The organism is Bordetella sp., assembly GCF_057362025.1.
Map to the genome: position 1 here is coordinate 1 of NZ_JBMQQZ010000018.1, position 16,769 is coordinate 16,769.

At 67.0% G+C, this 16,769-nt stretch carries 16 protein-coding genes; 12 read left to right on the forward strand and 4 right to left on the reverse strand.

Going from position 1 to position 16,769, the window contains the following annotated elements; translation table 11 throughout:
- Window positions 1-415 precede the first annotated feature (415 nt).
- The 5 genes from ACO1P8_RS05790 (at window position 416) to ACO1P8_RS05810 (ending at window position 6,233) form a co-directional block, all read left to right on the forward strand.
- Window positions 416-1,270 carry an HTD2 family dehydratase gene (locus tag ACO1P8_RS05790; RefSeq protein WP_486294962.1) on the forward strand — a complete coding sequence of 285 codons (855 nt, stop codon included), beginning with the start codon at window positions 416-418 and terminating at the stop codon, window positions 1,268-1,270.
- Window positions 1,271-1,320: 50 nt separating this feature from the next.
- Window positions 1,321-2,478, forward strand: a complete 1,158-nt coding sequence (locus ACO1P8_RS05795; RefSeq protein ID WP_486294963.1) for an acyl-CoA dehydrogenase family protein — start codon at window positions 1,321-1,323, stop codon at window positions 2,476-2,478.
- Between the two features lie 9 nt (window positions 2,479-2,487).
- A complete protein-coding gene (locus ACO1P8_RS05800; protein WP_486294964.1) occupies window positions 2,488-3,666 on the forward strand; it encodes a CaiB/BaiF CoA transferase family protein in 1,179 nt (392 codons plus the stop codon).
- Between the two features lie 72 nt (window positions 3,667-3,738).
- Window positions 3,739-5,181 carry an MmgE/PrpD family protein gene (locus tag ACO1P8_RS05805; RefSeq protein WP_486294965.1) on the forward strand — a complete coding sequence of 481 codons (1,443 nt, stop codon included), beginning with the start codon at window positions 3,739-3,741 and terminating at the stop codon, window positions 5,179-5,181.
- Between the two features lie 143 nt (window positions 5,182-5,324).
- Window positions 5,325-6,233, forward strand: coding sequence for a LysR family transcriptional regulator (locus ACO1P8_RS05810; protein ID WP_486294966.1), 909 nt, complete (start codon window positions 5,325-5,327; stop codon window positions 6,231-6,233).
- Between the two features lie 24 nt (window positions 6,234-6,257).
- Here the strand turns inward: ACO1P8_RS05810 and ACO1P8_RS05815 are convergent, their stop codons facing one another.
- Window positions 6,258-7,163, reverse strand: a complete 906-nt coding sequence (locus tag ACO1P8_RS05815; RefSeq protein WP_486294967.1) for a LysR family transcriptional regulator — start codon at window positions 7,161-7,163, stop codon at window positions 6,258-6,260.
- A 110-nt stretch (window positions 7,164-7,273) separates the two neighbouring features.
- Between ACO1P8_RS05815 and ACO1P8_RS05820 the strand changes: the two genes are divergently transcribed.
- The 7 genes from ACO1P8_RS05820 to ACO1P8_RS05850 all read left to right on the forward strand — a co-directional run bounded on the left by ACO1P8_RS05820 (window position 7,274) and on the right by ACO1P8_RS05850 (window position 13,865).
- Window positions 7,274-8,431: an iron-containing alcohol dehydrogenase family protein gene (locus ACO1P8_RS05820; RefSeq protein WP_486294968.1), complete on the forward strand. Its 1,158-nt coding sequence runs from the start codon at window positions 7,274-7,276 to the stop codon at window positions 8,429-8,431.
- Window positions 8,432-8,448: 17 nt separating this feature from the next.
- A complete protein-coding gene (locus ACO1P8_RS05825) occupies window positions 8,449-9,324 on the forward strand; it encodes a TauD/TfdA dioxygenase family protein (protein ID WP_486294969.1) in 876 nt (291 codons plus the stop codon).
- A 125-nt stretch (window positions 9,325-9,449) separates the two neighbouring features.
- The gene (locus ACO1P8_RS05830; protein WP_486294970.1) at window positions 9,450-10,448 is read left to right on the forward strand and encodes a Bug family tripartite tricarboxylate transporter substrate binding protein; all 999 of its coding nucleotides are present in this window, start codon (window positions 9,450-9,452) and stop codon (window positions 10,446-10,448) included.
- Between the two features lie 26 nt (window positions 10,449-10,474).
- Window positions 10,475-11,674, forward strand: coding sequence for an alpha-hydroxy acid oxidase (locus ACO1P8_RS05835; protein ID WP_486294971.1), 1,200 nt, complete (start codon window positions 10,475-10,477; stop codon window positions 11,672-11,674).
- Entirely contained in the window at window positions 11,671-12,093 is a 423-nt protein-coding gene (locus ACO1P8_RS05840) for a nuclear transport factor 2 family protein (RefSeq protein WP_486294972.1), read from the forward strand. Before ACO1P8_RS05835 ends, ACO1P8_RS05840 begins: the two co-directional genes overlap by 4 nt.
- Window positions 12,090-12,851: a fumarylacetoacetate hydrolase family protein gene (locus ACO1P8_RS05845; RefSeq protein WP_486294973.1), complete on the forward strand. Its 762-nt coding sequence runs from the start codon at window positions 12,090-12,092 to the stop codon at window positions 12,849-12,851. The genes ACO1P8_RS05840 and ACO1P8_RS05845 overlap by 4 nt, the downstream gene beginning before the upstream one ends.
- Before the next feature lie 27 nt (window positions 12,852-12,878).
- On the forward strand, window positions 12,879-13,865 hold the full coding sequence (locus tag ACO1P8_RS05850) for an NADPH:quinone reductase (protein WP_486294974.1): 987 nt from the start codon (window positions 12,879-12,881) through the stop codon (window positions 13,863-13,865).
- Between the two features lie 96 nt (window positions 13,866-13,961).
- Here ACO1P8_RS05850 and ACO1P8_RS05855 read toward each other — a convergent pair whose 3' ends face one another.
- The 3 genes from ACO1P8_RS05855 to ACO1P8_RS05865 all read right to left on the reverse strand — a co-directional run bounded on the left by ACO1P8_RS05855 (window position 13,962) and on the right by ACO1P8_RS05865 (window position 16,767).
- On the reverse strand, window positions 13,962-14,525 hold the full coding sequence (locus tag ACO1P8_RS05855) for a helix-turn-helix transcriptional regulator (protein WP_486294975.1): 564 nt from the start codon (window positions 14,523-14,525) through the stop codon (window positions 13,962-13,964).
- A gap of 54 nt (window positions 14,526-14,579) precedes the next feature.
- Window positions 14,580-15,560 carry a Bug family tripartite tricarboxylate transporter substrate binding protein gene (locus ACO1P8_RS05860; RefSeq protein WP_486294976.1) on the reverse strand — a complete coding sequence of 327 codons (981 nt, stop codon included), beginning with the start codon at window positions 15,558-15,560 and terminating at the stop codon, window positions 14,580-14,582.
- Between the two features lie 109 nt (window positions 15,561-15,669).
- A complete protein-coding gene (locus tag ACO1P8_RS05865) occupies window positions 15,670-16,767 on the reverse strand; it encodes a mandelate racemase/muconate lactonizing enzyme family protein (protein ID WP_486294977.1) in 1,098 nt (365 codons plus the stop codon).
- Window positions 16,768-16,769: the final 2 nt, after the last annotated feature.

The following is a 16,769-nucleotide window of genomic DNA, read 5'->3' on the forward strand; positions in this document are numbered from 1 at the left end:
GCCTTCGGCGACACGAACAACCAGCCGTTCGAAGGTGCGTAAGCACCGACGGCGAATCCAGCCACGGGTGGCGTGATCGCGCGATCGGGTGAACCGGTCAGCATCGGGGTCCGGCAAGTGTCGCGGACCGCGCCGTCAGGAAGTCCGGCCGTTCATGCCCGTACGGATGGACGGTTCCCCCGGCGAGAGGCGGGGGTGCTGTAAGTGGCAGTCCTCTCGGTGCAGTACATCGGCCCTCCCTGCGAGGGCCGATTTTTTTTGCGAAGCGGCTTGCCGGCGCAGCGTGGGGGTTTTCACTTCAATCGGCGCCGGGCCGGTTAATCGCGGCGGAATGCCGGCTTAAGCAAAAACGACTTCGCGAACGCATCCGTCGGGTGCATAGTCCAAGGGTGAACCCGTGACGGAGACCTTTCGCATGCCGGACGCTGCCGCCCCGCTCGAAGACTGGCTGGACAAGACCGAGACGGTCCAGGACCTGATCACCCCCTTTCCGCTGGCCGCGCTGGCGGCGACGCTGGAGCGTCCGGATCCGCGCGGCGTGGTGCCTCCGCTATGGCATTGGATGTATTTCCTGCCGGTGACGCCCATGTCCGAGGTGGGCCGGGACGGGCATGCCAGACGCGGCGGTTTCCTGCCGCCGGTGCCATTGCCGCGGCGCATGTGGGCAGGCGGCCGGCTGGTGTTCCGTGCGCCCCTGCGCGAGGGCGAACGGGCGACGCGGACATCGACGATCGCGCATATCGAGGACAAGACCGGCCGCAGCGGAAGGCTGGTCTTCGTGACGGTACAGCATCGTTATGCGGTCGATGGCGAAACGCGGATAGAGGAAGAGCACGACATCGTCTACCGCGATGCCCCGCCACCTTCGGCCGGCGCGGCGGGCGGGTCCGCGCAACGACCTGCGCCCGCGCCGCAAGGCGAGGCATGGTCGCGGACCGTGCACCCGGATCCCGTGCTGCTGTTCCGCTATTCGGCCTTGACGTTCAACAGCCATCGTATCCACTACGACCACCCCTATGTGACTGGGGAAGAAGGCTATCCCGGCCTGATCGTGCACGGGCCGCTGATCGCGACGCTGCTGGTGGACCTGGTGCATCGGCAGCTGCCCGACGCGCGCCTGCGCGGGTTTGCCTTTCGCGCGATGCGGCCCTGCTTCGCGGGCAATGCCTTGACGGTATGCGGCAAGCCCGGAAGCAAGGGCGAGATCGCCTTGTGGACGCGCGACCATGAAGGAAACCTCGGCATGCAGGCCACCGCCACGGTCGAATGACGCCATCCCGACGGTCGAACGATCCCATTCTTGAAGAAGCGGCAATCGATATGAACCCACAGGAATCCTTTCAGGACATCCGCGAAGCGGTCCGCGATCTGTGCGGGCAGTTTCCGCCGGAATACTTCCGCGAGATCGACGAAGCGCGCGGCTATCCCGAGGCCTTTGTCGATGCGCTGACCCGGGCCGGCTGGCTGGCCGCGCTGATCCCGCAGGAGTATGGCGGTTCGGGCCTGGGCCTGACCGAGGCCTCGGTCATCATGGAAGAGATCAATCGCTGCGGCGGCAATGCCGGCGTATGCCATGGCCAGATGTACAACATGGGGACGCTGCTGCGCCATGGATCCGACGAACAGAAGCGCGCCTATCTGCCCAGGATCGCCAGCGGCGAGCTGCGCCTGCAATCGATGGGGGTGACCGAGCCGACGACCGGCACCGATACCACCCGTATCAAGACCACCGCGGAACGCCGCGGCGACCGTTATGTGGTCAATGGCCAGAAGGTCTGGATATCGCGGGTACAGCATTCGGACCTGATGATCCTGCTTGCACGCACGACGCCGCTGGCGGACGTGGCGAGGAAATCCGAAGGCATGTCGATTTTCCTGGTGGATCTGCGCGAGGCGATCGGCAAGGGCCTGACGGTGCGTCCCATCCGGAATATGGTCAACCACGAAACCAACGAGCTGTTCTTCGAAAACCTGGAGATCCCGGCGCAGAACCGCATCGGCGAGGAGGGCCAGGGTTTCAGGTACATCCTGGACGGCCTGAACGCCGAGCGCACCCTGATCGCGGCCGAATGCATCGGCGACGGTTATTGGTTCGTCGACAAGGTCAGCGCGTACGCGAAGGACCGCGTGGTCTTCGGCCGGCCCATCGGGCAGAACCAGGGTGTGCAGTTTCCCATCGCGCGCGCCTATATCAACGTGGAAGCCGCCAGTTTGATGCGCTTCGACGCGGCGCGGCGGTTCGATGCCCATCAGCCATGCGGCGCGCAAGCCAATATGGCGAAGCTGCTGGCCGCGGACGCCTCCTGGGAGGCCGCCAATGCCTGCCTGCAGTTTCATGGGGGATTCGGTTTCGCCAGCGAATACGACGTGGAGCGCAAGTTCCGCGAGACGCGGCTGTATCAAGTGGCGCCGATCTCGACGAACCTGATTCTTTCCTATGTGGCGGAACATGTGCTGGGCCTGCCCCGGTCTTTCTAGGACGTGAATATGAGACCCCTGGACGGCATCACGGTCATCGCCCTGGAGCATGCCATCGCCGCGCCGTTCTGCACGCGCCAACTCGCCGACCAGGGCGCGCGCGTGATCAAGATCGAGCGGCCCGGCGTGGGCGATTTCGCGCGCCGCTATGACGAGCGCGTGCATGGACAGGCCTCGCACTTCGTGTGGACGAACCGGTCCAAGGAAAGCCTGACGCTGGACCTGAAACAACCCGAGGCGCAACGCATCCTGCGCGCCCTGGTGGCCGAGGCCGATGTGCTGGTGCAGAATCTCGCGCCCGGCGCGGCGGATCGCATGGGATTGGGCTACGAGGCCCTGTCGGAAACGCATCCGCGGTTGATCGTCTGCGATATATCGGGCTATGGCGCCGACGGCCCGTATCGCGACCGCAAGGCCTACGACCTGCTCATACAAAGCGAATCGGGTTTTTTGTCGGTGACGGGCACGGCCGACGAGCCGGCCAAGGCGGGCTGCTCCATCGCGGATATCGCGGCCGGCATGTATGCCTACAGCAATATCCTGAACGCCCTGCTGCTGCGCGGCCGCACCGGTCGCGGCTGCCGCATCGATGTATCCATGCTGGAGAGCATGGTGGAATGGATGGGGTATCCGCTTTACTACGCGATGGACGGCCAGCCGCCGCCGCCGCGCGCGGGCGCATCGCACGCGACCATCTATCCCTATGGACCATTCCCTACCGGCGATGGCAGGACGGTCATGCTGGGCCTGCAGAACGAGCGCGAGTGGAAGTTGTTCTGCGAAGGCGTGCTGCGGCAGCCGGATCTGGCCGGCGATCCGCGCTTCGCCACGAACTCGGCGCGGTCGGCGGCGCGCGAAGCTTTGCGCGCGCTGATCGTCGCGGCGTTCGCCGGCCTGACGGCGGCGGAAGTCGTGGAACGGCTGGACGCGGTGGGTATCGCCAATGCGCGGATGAACACCATGCAGGAAGTGTGGGAGCATCCGCAGCTGCGCGCCCGCGAACGCTGGCGGCAAGTGGATGCCCCCGGCGGCGCCATCGCGGCGCTGCTGCCGCCCGGGATGGCGCAGGGCGTGCCCGCGCGCATGGATCCGGTGCCGGCGCTGGGCGAGCATACGGACGCCATCCTGGCCGGGCTGGGCTACACGCCGGCGGCGATCGCGGCGTTGCGGGCAGACGGCGTGGTGTGAAGGAAACCGCACGGCATGGCGGGCGGATGCGATGCGGCAACCCTGTGCCGTGGTTCTTCTTGAAGGAGACCGATGATGTACACCGATCAACGCAGTCCCGGTCAGCCGGGAATCCGCACGGGCGCCTCGGCGCCCGCCCCGGCCGATCCGGATCATCCCAGCCGCGCGCTGGCGTCTTTCGCCGCCGGGTTGCGTTTCGAGTCGATTCCCGCCGCGGTGGCGGATCGCGCGGTGAACCTGTACGTGGATTGGCTGGGCTCGGCCCTGGCGGGCAAGGGCGCGCGACCGGTCGAGAGCATCGCGCGCTTCGCGCGGGCTTCCGGCGGGCGCGAGGGGCCGTCGGAAATCCTGATCGACCGCGGCGGGGCGCCCGCCTATTTCGCCGCCATGGTGAACGCCGCGGCGTCCCATTTCGTCGAGCAGGACGATGTGCACAACGGGTCGGTGCTGCATCCCGCGACGGTGGTTTTTCCCGTCGTGCTGGCGCTGGCGCAGGAATCGGGCGCATCGGGGCGCGAGATGATGACCGCCGCGGTGGCGGGCTACGAGGTGGGCATCCGTATCGGCGAGTACATGGGGCGGTCCCACTACAAGGTGTTCCACACCACCGGCACGGTGGGTACCCTGGCCGCCGCCGCCGCCGCGGGACGGCTGCTGGGTCTGGACGAAGCCGGCATGCTGCACGCCTTCGGTTCGGCCGGCACGCAGGCCAGCGGCCTGTGGGAATTCCTGCGCGACGCGGCCGACTCCAAGCAGTTGCATACGGCGATGGCGGCGGCCAACGGCCTGATGGCGGCGCGGCTGGCGGCCGACGGCTTTCGCGGCGCGGCGCGTATCCTCGAGGGCGCGCAAGGCATGGCGGCGGGCATGTCCAGCGACGCCGACCCGGCGCGGCTGCTGGACCGCCTGGGCCAGCGCTGGGCGACGATGGAAACCTCGTTCAAGTACCACGCGGCCTGCCGCCACACGCATCCGGCTGCGGACGCCCTGCTGGCCGTGATCGCCGAACACGGCGTGCGGGCGCATGACATCGTCCATGTGACAGCGCGCGTGCATCAGGGCGCAATCGACGTGCTGGGCAATGTGCGCGTGCCGCGCACCGTGCACCAGGCCAAGTTCAATATGGGCACGGTGCTGGGCATCGTCGCGCATCGTGGCTACGCGGGTGTGCACGAGTTCGAGCAGGGCTACGACGCGCCGGAGATCGCCGCCTTTCGCGACAAGGTCGCCATGGTCCTGGACGAAGAGGTCGACCGCGCCTATCCGGCGCGCTGGATAGGCAAGGTCAGCGTCGAACTGGCGGACGGCCGTATCCTGCAGGGGCGCGTGGACGAGCCGAAAGGCGACCCCGGCAATACCTTGTCGCGCGAGGAAATCTCGGCCAAGTTCCTGCGCCTGGCCGCGTTCGCGGGTGGCGCGCAAGCGCCGCAGGCGCAGGCGATGCTGGACCGTGCCTGGGAGATCGCCGCGCTGTCCAACGTGGGCAGCGTGTTCGCGCCGGCGCGGTCCGCGTAGGCCTCGGGACGCTGTCCTGCGCCCACCGTGCGGGCCTGTCGTCCAGGGCGGCCGGTGCGCCAACGGGCAGGCATCCCGGCGGCGAAGCGGCCGCGGCCGCTCGGTTACCATGGGGTTGTTTCTGTCTACCCCGCCGCGCGGACATGCACTTCGATTTCGTCGACCTGCGCCTGCTCGTCCATCTTGCCGATACCCGCAACCTGGCGCGCGCGGCCGAGCGTTCGCACCTGTCGCCGCCGGCGGCCAGCAATCGCATCCGCAATCTGGAGCGCGACCTGGGTTTTCCCCTGCTCTATCGCAGCAGCCAGGGCATGACCCCGACACCGGCGGGCGAAGCCTTCGTCCACCACGCTCGCCTGGTGCTCGAACGGGTACAGCACCTGGCCGGCGACATGCAGGAATACGGCGAGGGAATCAAGGGCCACGTGCGCATCTGGGCCAACACCACCGCCATCAGCGAATTCCTGCCTGCCGCGCTCAGCACTTTCCTGCGCGATTATCCTGATGTGAACATCGACCTGCGGGAAGTCCTGAGCGGCGAGATCGTCAAGGGCGTGTCCGACGGCGCGACCGATATCGGTATCGTCGCGGGCAATGTGCATGCGGGACAGCTGGAGATGCTGCCTTATCTGGACGATCGCCTGGTCCTCGTGACAGCGGCGCGCCATCCCCTGGCGCAGGAGCGGTCGGTGGATTTCGCGCAAACGCTGGGCGACAACTACGTCAGCCTGCCGACGTCCAGCGCCATCCACATGTTCATCGACAATGCGGCCCAGGCGCTGGGCGGCCGCATCAAGCTGCGCATACAGGTCGGCAATTTCGAGGCGGCCTGCCGCATGATCGAAGCCGGTGTGGGCATAGGCGTCGTACCGCAATCGATTGCGCGGCGCCACGCGCGATCCATGTCCATCGCCCTAATCGCGCTGAACGACCCGTGGGCCGAGCGCAAGTTGAAGATCTGCGTGCGCGCCCTGGCGGACCTTCCGCCATTCGCGCGCGCGCTGGTGGAAAGGCTGATGGCCGATGCCGCGGCCCCTCGCATTCCCGGTTGAACGGCGCCGGCGTCCCGTGCGCGCCTATTGGTTCCACTCCGCATCCTTGAACCAGCGCCGCAGGTGTTCGACGAACAGCTTTACCTTGTAGGGCAAATGCCGCCGGCTTTGCACGATGGCGTAGATATCCAGCCCCTCGGGGCGGTACTCGGGCATCACGACCTGCAGCGTGCCGGCGCGCACGGCGCTTTCGACCATATAGCGGGGATGCATGGAGATGCCGTGGTCCAGCATCGCCAGGTGCATGATGGATTCGCCCAGGTTGGAGCTGAACGTGCCGGCAACATGGACCACCTGCGTGTTGCCGCGGCGATCGGTGAACGTCCACATATTCGTCGGCGCTTTCAGGCTGTGCACCAGGCAATTGTGGTTCTCCAGGTCCTTGGGGGTGGACGGCGTGCCATGGGCCTGCAGGTAGGCGCGCGTGGCGACGATGACCTGCGGCACGACGGTGATCAGATAGGCGATCTGGTTGGTGTCTTTCAGGCGCGGCGCGATGCGTACCGATAGGTCGAGGTTCTCCGCGATCAGATCGCTGCGGCCATCGTCCAGCAGCAGGGATATCTTGATCGCCGGATAACGGCGCAGGAAGTCTTCGATGGCCGGGGCCAGGTGCACGGCGCCGAAGGACGGTGGCGTGCCCAGCCGGATGCGGCCGGTCGGCGTACGTACCGGTCCCTGGACCAGCTCCTTCAGATTCCGTGTGGCCAGCGACAGCGCATCGGCGTTCTCGAGCAGGAGCCGCCCGCTTTCGGTAAGGCTGACGTGCTTGGTATTGCGGTTGAACAGCTGCACACCGAAGTAGCCTTCCAGCCAGGCGATCTTCTTGGTGACGGATGAACGGCTGGATGCCCTGCTTTCCGCGGCCTTGGAGAAGCTGAGGCTTCTGCCCACTTCCTGGAAGACCTCCATGCACTCGATAAGGTCCATACGTCTGTTTCCATTCTGGAAAATATGATTTCGAGGTACGGCCCTTCTGCGCGCCCTGCGCGCTTACTACACTGGGCGACCTCTTTTGCCGAATGCAGCGCGCGCATCCCATGATCCCAGGCGACTTCGACTACCACCTCTACGGCACCCATGTGCGCTTCGGCGAAGGCGTGGCGACCGCTGTGGGCGAGGAGCTGCGGGCGCGCGGACTGGCCCGGCCGGTGGTCCTGACGCAGGACCGCATCGCCGGCACGCCGCGCTACGCGGCATTGCTGCAGTCCCTTGACGGCATGGCCGTTCTGCAGTGCCGCGGCATCCCGCCGCATTCGAGTGTCAGTTTAATCGAAACAATGGTGCCGGAAGTCGCCCGCTTCGGCGCCGACTGCGTGGTGGCCGTCGGAGGCGGCAGCGTGGCGGATTCGGCCAAGGCCCTGGTGCTGCTGCTGGCCGAGGGGGGCATCCTGGCCGACCATGTCACCGTCTTCCATCCGCCGGCGAGGATCGAAATCCCGCGCCGCGTCCGGCCCAAGCTGCCCATCATTGCCGTGCCGACGACGGCGTCGGGGGCGGAAGCCACGTCCTCGTTCGGCGTGCGCGACGGTGAGCACGAGAAGCGCATGTTCTGGAACCGCCAGGTGTCCGCCGCCGCGATCCTGATCGATCCGCTGATGAGCGGGGAGGTGCCGTTGGCGACCATGCGGTATACGGCCATGAACGGCATCGCGCATTGCCTGGAGGGCCTGTATTCCAAGGGCCGCTCCATCGTGTCCGACGGTATGGCGGTGCAGGGGCTGGGTTTGTTCCAACAGGCGCTGGCCCAGCCCTTGCCGGACGAGACCGCGCAGCGGCGCCTGATTCTGGCGGCGGGGCATTTGTCCGGCATGGTGCTGGCCATGGCACGCAGCTGCCTGCATCACGCGATCTGCCATGTATTGGGCGCCCGTATGAATCTGCCGCACGGGCTGGTGAATACGGTCATCCTGCCGCATGCGCTGCGGTTCAACGAGGAGGTCGCCGCCCCGCTGCTGGCGCCTGCCCTGGAGCGCGTGAACGCGTTGGCCGGACATCGCCACCCCAGTCTTTCGGAATGGCTGGCGGCTACCGCCGACGCGCTGGCGCTGCCGCGTCGCCTGCGCGACATCGGCATACCCGAGGCCGCCCTGCCCGACATCGCCGCGCACGTCATGGGCGAACGCGGTCTGGCACTGAATCCCCGTCCTGTCGCGGCCGCGAGCGAAGTGCTCGCCATCCTGCGCCAGGCCTTCTAGACACAGCAGGAGACACTATGGATATCGTTGGCAGCGGCGCCACGCTGGGGGCGCGCATCGAGGGCATGGACCTGGCCCAGGCATTGTCGCCGCAGGACTATCGCGCGATCGAGCAGGCATTGGGCCGTTATGGCGTCGTATGCTTTCCCCGTCAACGGCTGGACGCCGCCGCCTTGAAGCGGTTCTCCGAAAACTTCGGCACGCTGGAAGTGAATGTAGCGAATCTGTACCACGAGCCAGGCATCCCGGAGGTCATGATCCTGTCCAATATCGTGGAGGACGGCAAGCCCATCGGCCTGAGCGACGCGGGTCAGGATTGGCATACGGACATGTCGTACAGCCGGACCATTGCCTTCAGCAATGTGTTGTACGGCATACGCATCCCCATGCGCGATGGCAAGCCGCTGGGCAACACCGAGTTCTGCAACATGCATGCGGCCTATGAGGGATTGCCGCCGGCACTGAAAAGCGAACTGGACGGCATGACCATTACCCACGACTTCAACAAGTTCTGGGAAATGATGCGCAGGGAAAAGGGCAGTACGCGTCCGCCGCTGACGGAGGAGCAGCGCCGGCGCAAGCCGCCGGTATCGCATCCGGTTTTCCTGGCGCATCCCATTACGGGGCGCAAGGTGCTGTACGCCAATCCCGGCTATTCGATGCGTATCAATGAAATGCCGGCGGCGCGCAGCGAAGAGGTTTTGGCGTTCCTGTTCCGGCATCAATTGCAGGAGCAGTACCGCTATCGCCACAACTGGACCGAGGGCGACGTGCTGATGTGGGACAACATGGGCACGATCCACAATGCGGTGGCCGATTACCGGCCTGACGAGCCGCGGCTGATCAAGCGCTGCCAGGTAATGGCGGACAAGTATTTCCCCGAGCTGTACTGAAAACGATGGGATAGGACGCACGGGCCGGCGGCGCATCGGCGGCCCGTGCGACGCGCGACCGGTCGGCCGCCCTTGCGGGCACCGGCCAGGATGGCGGCGATGCCGCCCACAACAAGGAGACAGACATGAAGAAACGATACCTGGCCGGCCGGGCACTGGCCGTGGCGCTGGCGAGCACGCTGTTGACGGCGGCGCCCGCGCGCGCCGACGAGTATCCCTCGCGGCCGATACGCATGGTCGTGGGCTATGCGGCGGGCGGCCCGACGGATGTGGTCGCGCGCGTCATGGCCAAGGAGATGTCCGAGACATTGGGCGCGTCCGTCGTGGTGGAAAACAAGCCCGGGGCCAGCGCATCCATCGCGGCCGCCGATGTCATGCGTGCCCCGCCCGACGGCTACAAGGTGCTGGTTACGTCGCTGACGCTGAACGTGAATCCCCTGCTTTATCCCAAGCGCTACGACTACGATCCGGTCAAGGCTTTCGCGCCGATCACCAACTTCGCCAACAATCCGATGTTGCTGGTGACGAACTACGACTCGCCGTACCGGGACCTGAAATCCCTGATCGCGGATGCCAAGGCACATCCCGGCAAGCTGACGTTCGGTTCGTCGGGCGTGGGCGGGTCCGCGCATCTGGCGGCCGAAATGCTGGCCACCGAGGCCGGGATCAAGATGGTCCATGTGCCGTTCAAGGGCAACGGCCCGGCGTTGCAGGAGATGGTGGCGGGCCGCATCAGCTTCATGTTCTATCCCAGCGTGGGCATCGCCAACTATGTCGCCGCCAAGCAGCTGCGCGTGCTTGCGGTCGGCACGGAGCAGCCCGAGAAGGACTTCCCCGGCGTGCCGACCATGGACAGCCTGGGCTTCAAGGGCTTCGAGCAGGGCGCGCCGTGGATCGGCATGCTGGCGCCGGCCGGTACGCCGAAGCCCATCGTCGACAAGCTGAACAAGGCGGCGGTCGATGCCTTGGCCAAGCCGGCGGTGCGCGAGCAACTGGCGCAATTGGGCGCGAAAGTGGTGGCCGACAGTCCCGAGCATTTCCGCCAGTTCCTGATCGAAGACAAGGCCCGCTGGGCCGACGTGATCAGGAAGGGCAACGTGACCGCGGACGACACCGGCAATTGAGCGCCCGCCGCAAGGATGCCCGCACCGTGAGCAAAGCCGTACTGGACGACTGCTATTCCATCGATCGCCTGCGCGCGGCGGCGCGCGCCCGGCTGCCGGCGCCGGTCTTCGATTTCTTCGAGGGCGGCGCCGAGGACGAGATCACCTTGCGCGACAACGTGGATGCCTTCCGCCGAGTCCGCCTGGTGCCGCGCGTACTGCGCGACGTGTCCCGCGTCGACGCGCGCGCCGCTTTGCTGGGCCGCGCCGCGCAGTTGCCGCTGGCCATCGGGCCGACCGGTGCGGTGGGCTTCGGCTGGCGCGGCGGCGACGTGGCGCTGGCCCGTGCCGCGGCCGACCTGGACCTGCCTTATGCCCTGTCGACATCGGCGACCGCATCGATCGAGGAGATCGCGGAACAGGCGCCCGGGCGCCTGTGGTTCCAGGCCTATATCCTGCAGGACAAGGCGCGCCTGGACGACCTGATCGGCCGCGCGCTGGCGGCCGGTTACGAAGGCTTGATGATCACGGTGGACCTGCCCGTGGGCGGCAAACGCGAACGCGATCTGGCCAACGGGCTGGGCTTTCCCATGAAGATCACGCCGCGCAACCTCTGGCAGTTCGCGCGGCGCCCGGCGTGGTCGCTGGACATGCTGATCCGTCGGCCTCCCGTCATGCCCAGCCTGGCGGGAATGAAGCGGGTCGAAAGCGATCGCAAGGCCATGCAGTCCGTGGCGGGGCGCAATTACGATCCGTCGTTCGACCTGGCCGCGCTGGCGCGCATCCGGGATCGCTGGCCGCGCCAGCTGATCGTCAAGGGTGTGGCGCATCCCGCCGATGTCGAATCGCTGGTCGGGCTGGGCGCCGACGCGCTGGTGGTCTCGAATCATGGCGGCCGGCAGCTGGACACCGGCATCGCCACGCTGGATGCGTTGTCCGCCATCGTCGCGGCGGCCGGCGGCCGCGTGCCGGTGCTGCTGGACGGCGGCGTGCGCCGCGGCAGCGATATCTACAAGGCGCTGGCGCTGGGCGCGGCCGGGGTGATGACGGGCCGCGCGACGTTGTACGGTGTGCTGGCGGGCGGACTGGACGGCGCGCGGCGCGCGCTGGACATCCTGCGCGACGAGTTGACTCGAACCATGCAGTTGTGCGGTACGCCGGCACTGGCGGACATCACGCGGGATGTCCTGAGCCTGCCGCATGGCCTGCCCGATTCCATCCGCCGGCATGCAAAGCAGCCGCAATGAACGACACCATCGGCTTGTGCCGAAACCAGGTCCTGGGGTTTTTCCGCGACCTGGACGATAACGCGTATGACAGCCTGGTCAGCCGTATGACCCCGGCCGCGGTGTGGCATCGGCAGGGCAAGGTCCTGCACGGCCGCGAGGCGGTGCTGCGGGCATTGGCAGGCCGCTCGCGCACGATGCGCATCCATCATCTGATCAGCAATCTGTTCGCCGATCGGGCGGAGGACGACCGTTGCGTCATGCGCGGCTATATGCTGGTGGTGCGGCACGATGCCGGTACACCCCTGGAGGGCGCGGCGCCGCTTTCCGGCATCGAGAACATACGGACGACGCACGTGGAGCTGGCTCGCATGGGAGGCGCATGGCTGATCGACCGCATGCGCAATGACGAACCCAGTTTTGCGAGGACAACGCGATGAAATGGATACGCTATACGCAGGCCGGCCGTACCGGCTACGGCATTCTGGAAGGCGACCGGGTCGTCGCGGTACGCGGCGATCCCTTCCAGGGCTATGAGAAGACGGGCGACGTCGTCCGGCTGCCCGACGTGCGCGTGGAAGTGCCGGTGATCCCGCCCACCTTCTACTGCGTCGGGTTGAACTACGTCACGCATATCGGCACCGAGGGCTTGAAGATCCCGACGCAGCCCGACGTCGGCTATCGCGCCAACAATGCGCTGGTGGCCCATGGCCAGGACGTAATCATGCCGGCGGATGCCGGCAAGGTGCAGTACGAAGGCGAATTGGTGGTGGTAATCGGCAAGAAGGCGCGCAACGTGAGCGAGGCCCGGGCGCGCGAGTGCGTACTGGGCTACACCATCGGCAACGATGTCAGCGAACGGGTCTGGCAGGCGTCGGACCGGACGTTCTGGCGGGCCAAGAACAGCGACACCTTCAAGCCGATGGGGCCGTGGATAGAAACCGCGGCCGATGTCGACGCGATGGAAACGGTGGTGTCCGTGAACGGCAAGGAAAGCACGCGTTTCCGGACCAACGATATGCTGTTCGGCATCGATCGCTTCATCAGCACCATGAGCCGGTATCTGACGCTGTATCCGGGCGACATCCTATGGATGGGCACGGATGGCCATTCGCCGGACCTGCGGGATGGGGACGTCGTGGACATCTCGATTACAGGCTTGGGTACACTGACCAACCGCTTCGTGCGCGGAAACTGAGCACGCCGCCCTCTTCAGGAGTCGATCATGCGCGCAGCCCTGTATTCCAGGAACGGACCGGCACGGGACGTCCTGCAAGTGACGGACCTGCCCACGCCGGAGCCCGGCACGGGCGAAGTGCGGGTGAAACTCTCGCTGTCCGGCGTGAACCCCTCCGATGTGAAATCGCGCGCGGGCAGCCGGCCGGTGACGCAGGGGTATGTCGTGCCGCATAGCGACGGCGCGGGCGTGATCGATCGCGTGGGCAGCGACGTGCCGGCGAGCCGGCTGGGCGAGCGGGTCTGGATCTGGAACGGCCAGTGGCAGCGTCCGATGGGAACCGCGGCGCAATACATTGCGCTGCCCGCGGAACAGGCCGTGCCGCTGCCGGACAATGTCGGGTTCGAGGCCGGCGCGTGCATGGGAATACCGGGCCTGACCGCGATGCATGGCGTGATCCAGTTGGGGGATGTCGCGGGCAAGACGGTGCTGGTGACGGGCGGCGCGTCGGGCGTGGGGTATTACGCGGCACAGATGGCGCGGCTGCGCGGCGCCCGCGTGATCACGACCGTAGGGTCGGCGGAAAAAGCGCGGCGCCTGGAACAGCTGGGCGTGACGGACAACATCCTGTACAAGCAGGAGCCGGTCGCCGAGCGCCTGCTGGCGCTGACGGGCGGCCGCGGCGTGGATGCGATCGTCGATATGGATTTTTCCACCACCGCGGGCCTGGTGCCGGCGGGGGCGGTGGCCGCGCATGGCGTGATCGCGGTGTACGGCTCCAACCAGCGGGGCGATATTCCCTTGAACTTCGGTGCGTGGCTGCCCCGCTCGCTGAGCCTGCGGTTCTTTCTGGTCTATGACCTGTTGCCGGCGCAACGGCGAGCCGCGGTGGACGCCCTGAGCGCACTGTTGCGGGATGGGGCGTTATCGCATCTGATCGCGCCGGCGTTCGAGCTCGACGATATTGCCGGCGCGCACGAAGCGGTGGAATCGGGCCGGGTCCTGGGCAATGTGGTGGTGGCTTTGCCGGACTGAATGTCTGTCGGCGTTGCGGCTCGCTCCGTTGCCGGCGATGGCGGTTTCCCCCCCACGCCGTTGGCGGGTATCGCGGGCCGGCGTCGCGGCGTGCGGTCAGTTTTCTCCGGGGCGCATCAGCCTTCCCGCCAGTGCCGAGGAGGTCGTTGTGGAGAACTTCGCCATCAGGCGGGAGCGGTACATTTCCACGGTTCTCGGGCTCAAATTCAAGTGGCGGGCGACCATTTTGCTGGTTTTGCCTTCGGCGATCAGTAGCGCGATCTCGCGTTCGCGATCGGTCAGCGACGGGGATACCGGATGCGGCACGCTCAGGTCTTCGAAGGTCCAGAGGCATGATGCGAGCGGATCGCCGGCCGTCAGGGAGCGGCCGATCAGGCGGCACCAGAACAGTTCGCCATCCAGCCGCTTCATGATCCGCTCGCAGGCGTAGATGCCTCTGGCGTTCAGCGCCGACCCGGCGCTTTCGGTGGCGCGCGCGACATCGCGTCCGGAGGGATACAAGGCGTCGAAGGAGGTGTCGTTCAGCTGTCCGGGGGGATAGCGGAAGATGGCCTCCAGGCGGGCGTTGGCGTGCGCGATGACCCGCCAGCGCGCCACGCATAGTCCGGCCGGAGCCAGCATGAAGACCTGCTTGTAGTCGAGCTGCGGCTGCACATCCATGCGGCCTCCCGGTTTCGCGCCGGGGAGCCGGCGCGTCAGCCGAAATCTACGCCACTAGTCGCCATTCGTGATATGCGCCTTCTGTATGATTTCATGCGAGGTATCGATCGCGCGCTCAAGGAATTTGGCGTAGTCATCCGGGCCGCCGCCCGCGGCCTCGAAGCCGAGGTCGGCGATATGGCGGGCGGTGTCCGGCGCTTTCAATCGCGCGTCGAAGCCCGCGGCCAGTTTTTGCACGACGTCGTCCGGCACGCCTTTGGGCGCGATCACCCCATAGGAGATGACGCCCGCGACGGCGGGCAGGCCGGCTTCCGCGAAGGTGGGGACGTCCGGCAGGGACGCCAGCCGGTGCGGGCCGGTGACCGCCAGGGCGCGCAGGCGGCCGGACTGGATATGCGGCAGCACGGTGGACGGGGCGGAGAAGTTGACCTGCGTTTCTCCTGCGACCACCGCCATGACCGACGGGGCGCCGCCCCGGTAGGGAACGTGGACCAGTCCCGCGCCGGTGACCATATTGAATTGTTCCCCTGCCAGGTGCAGCGCCGTGCCGTTGCCCGCGGAACTGAAATTGAGCCGGCCGGGATGGCTCTTGGCCAGTGCGATGAGTTCGGCGACGTTGCGCGCGGGGACGTCCTTGTTTACGGACAGCACGATGGGCGATGTGGCCGCCAGGATGACGGGGCGGAAGTCCTTGCGGGTGTCGTAGGGCAGCTTGCCGCCCAGCAAGGTCGCGTTGATCGGAAAGGCGCTGTCCACCATGCCCAGCGTGTAGCCGTTGGGTTGCGCGGTCGCGACGACGTTGGTGCCCGCGACCGATGCCCCGCCTGCGCGATTCTCGACGATGATGCGCTCGCCCAGACCGCCGCCCGGCGTGCTGGCGAGCAGGCGCGCCACGACGTCTGAGGCGCCCCCGGGTGCGTAGGGCACGATGATGCGTATGGGCTGCGACGGAAAGGTATCGGCGGCGTGGCTGGCCGGGGCGAGCGCGCAGCATAACGCCAGGGCTGCGATACGCGACAGGTTGCGCGGGTTCATGGTGTCTCCTCGTTTTTATTCGGGGTTGGCGCCGGCGCTTGTCGGCCGGTCGCATCGGTGTGCCGTGCCGCGGCGTACGCCGCGGCCGGCGGGATCGCTGTCGGCGCGGTCAAGTCGTGGCCGCATATCGGCGCAGGACCTCCGGGTCGGGTTCGAAACCCAGGCCCGGCATGTCCGGCACGCGCACCGTGCCGTTGCGCGGCAGGGTGGCGCTGCCGCAAAGCTCGACCGGCATTTCGCAGTAGAAGCGTTCCAGTATCGGATCGGTTTCCAGGGTGGAGAGCACGTGCATGGTAGCCAGGAGGCCGGGGCCGAAGTAGGCGCTGTGCGGCATCAGGCGTACGCCCCGGCTTGCCGCATCCCGAGCGACTTCCAGCAAGGCGGTGATGCCCCCGGTCTTGATGGCGCTGGGCTGCGCGTAGGCAATGCCGGTACGGTCCAGCACGCGGCGGAATTCGACGGGGTTGCCGACGTTCTCGCCCATGGCCAGCGGCGTATCGATGCGGCGCGCCAGTTCCGCCATTGCCTCGAAGTCGTCCACCGGAAACAGCGGCTCTTCCAGCCACATGGGGTCGTAGGGCGCGGCATCGCGGGCGAACTGTTCGGCCTGGCGCAGGTCGAAGGGACAGTTCAGGTCTACCATCAGGCCCGTATGCGGGCCGATCGCGGCGCGCGATTCGCGCACGGAAGGCACGTCGCGTTCGTGCAGCTTGACGTAGCGATAGCCCTGGTCGACGGCGCGGGCGGCAAAGCGCGCGGCCAGCGCCGGGTCGCGGTACGGCAGCAAACTGGCATAGACGGGGATATCGGCCGTGCGCCGCGGGCCGATCAGCGCATGCACCGGCAGGCCGGCAGCCTTGGCGGCGATGTCCCACAGCGCGATGTCGATCGCGGATATCGCGTATTGCAGCGGACCGGCGCGGCCGAAGTGATAGAGGGTGCGGACGAGCTTGTCGACGATATCGTCGCGCCGCAGCGCGTCCTCTCCGATGCACAGCGGCGCTGCCAGGCGATCGATCAGCAGGCGCGTCACCGGCCAGATGCGCACGCCGAAGGCATCGCCCCAGCCGACGATGCCGGCATCGGTGGTGACCCTGACGAGCAGGCTCTCCATTTCGGTGCGGGGTTTGCCGCCCAGCGGCAGCGGCGCCGCGCCGCTATCGTAGGGGACGGCGATGGGCAGGGTTTCGATGGCAACGATTTTCATGG

What these genes read in the sequence shown, in the direction of transcription:
- ACO1P8_RS05790 (WP_486294962.1), top strand. Translation starts at nt 416, where the DNA reads ATGCCGGACGCTGCCGCCCCGCTCGAAGACTGGCTGGACAAGACCGAG.
- ACO1P8_RS05795 (WP_486294963.1), top strand. Translation starts at nt 1,321, where the DNA reads ATGAACCCACAGGAATCCTTTCAGGACATCCGCGAAGCGGTCCGCGAT.
- ACO1P8_RS05800 (WP_486294964.1), top strand. Translation starts at nt 2,488, where the DNA reads ATGAGACCCCTGGACGGCATCACGGTCATCGCCCTGGAGCATGCCATC.
- ACO1P8_RS05805 (WP_486294965.1), top strand. Translation starts at nt 3,739, where the DNA reads ATGATGTACACCGATCAACGCAGTCCCGGTCAGCCGGGAATCCGCACG.
- ACO1P8_RS05810 (WP_486294966.1), top strand. Translation starts at nt 5,325, where the DNA reads ATGCACTTCGATTTCGTCGACCTGCGCCTGCTCGTCCATCTTGCCGAT.
- ACO1P8_RS05815 (WP_486294967.1), bottom strand. Translation starts at nt 7,163, where the DNA reads ATGGACCTTATCGAGTGCATGGAGGTCTTCCAGGAAGTGGGCAGAAGC.
- ACO1P8_RS05820 (WP_486294968.1), top strand. Translation starts at nt 7,274, where the DNA reads ATGATCCCAGGCGACTTCGACTACCACCTCTACGGCACCCATGTGCGC.
- ACO1P8_RS05825 (WP_486294969.1), top strand. Translation starts at nt 8,449, where the DNA reads ATGGATATCGTTGGCAGCGGCGCCACGCTGGGGGCGCGCATCGAGGGC.
- ACO1P8_RS05830 (WP_486294970.1), top strand. Translation starts at nt 9,450, where the DNA reads ATGAAGAAACGATACCTGGCCGGCCGGGCACTGGCCGTGGCGCTGGCG.
- ACO1P8_RS05840 (WP_486294972.1), top strand. Translation starts at nt 11,671, where the DNA reads ATGAACGACACCATCGGCTTGTGCCGAAACCAGGTCCTGGGGTTTTTC.
- ACO1P8_RS05845 (WP_486294973.1), top strand. Translation starts at nt 12,090, where the DNA reads ATGAAATGGATACGCTATACGCAGGCCGGCCGTACCGGCTACGGCATT.
- ACO1P8_RS05850 (WP_486294974.1), top strand. Translation starts at nt 12,879, where the DNA reads ATGCGCGCAGCCCTGTATTCCAGGAACGGACCGGCACGGGACGTCCTG.
- ACO1P8_RS05855 (WP_486294975.1), bottom strand. Translation starts at nt 14,525, where the DNA reads ATGGATGTGCAGCCGCAGCTCGACTACAAGCAGGTCTTCATGCTGGCT.
- ACO1P8_RS05860 (WP_486294976.1), bottom strand. Translation starts at nt 15,560, where the DNA reads ATGAACCCGCGCAACCTGTCGCGTATCGCAGCCCTGGCGTTATGCTGC.
- ACO1P8_RS05865 (WP_486294977.1), bottom strand. Translation starts at nt 16,767, where the DNA reads ATGAAAATCGTTGCCATCGAAACCCTGCCCATCGCCGTCCCCTACGAT.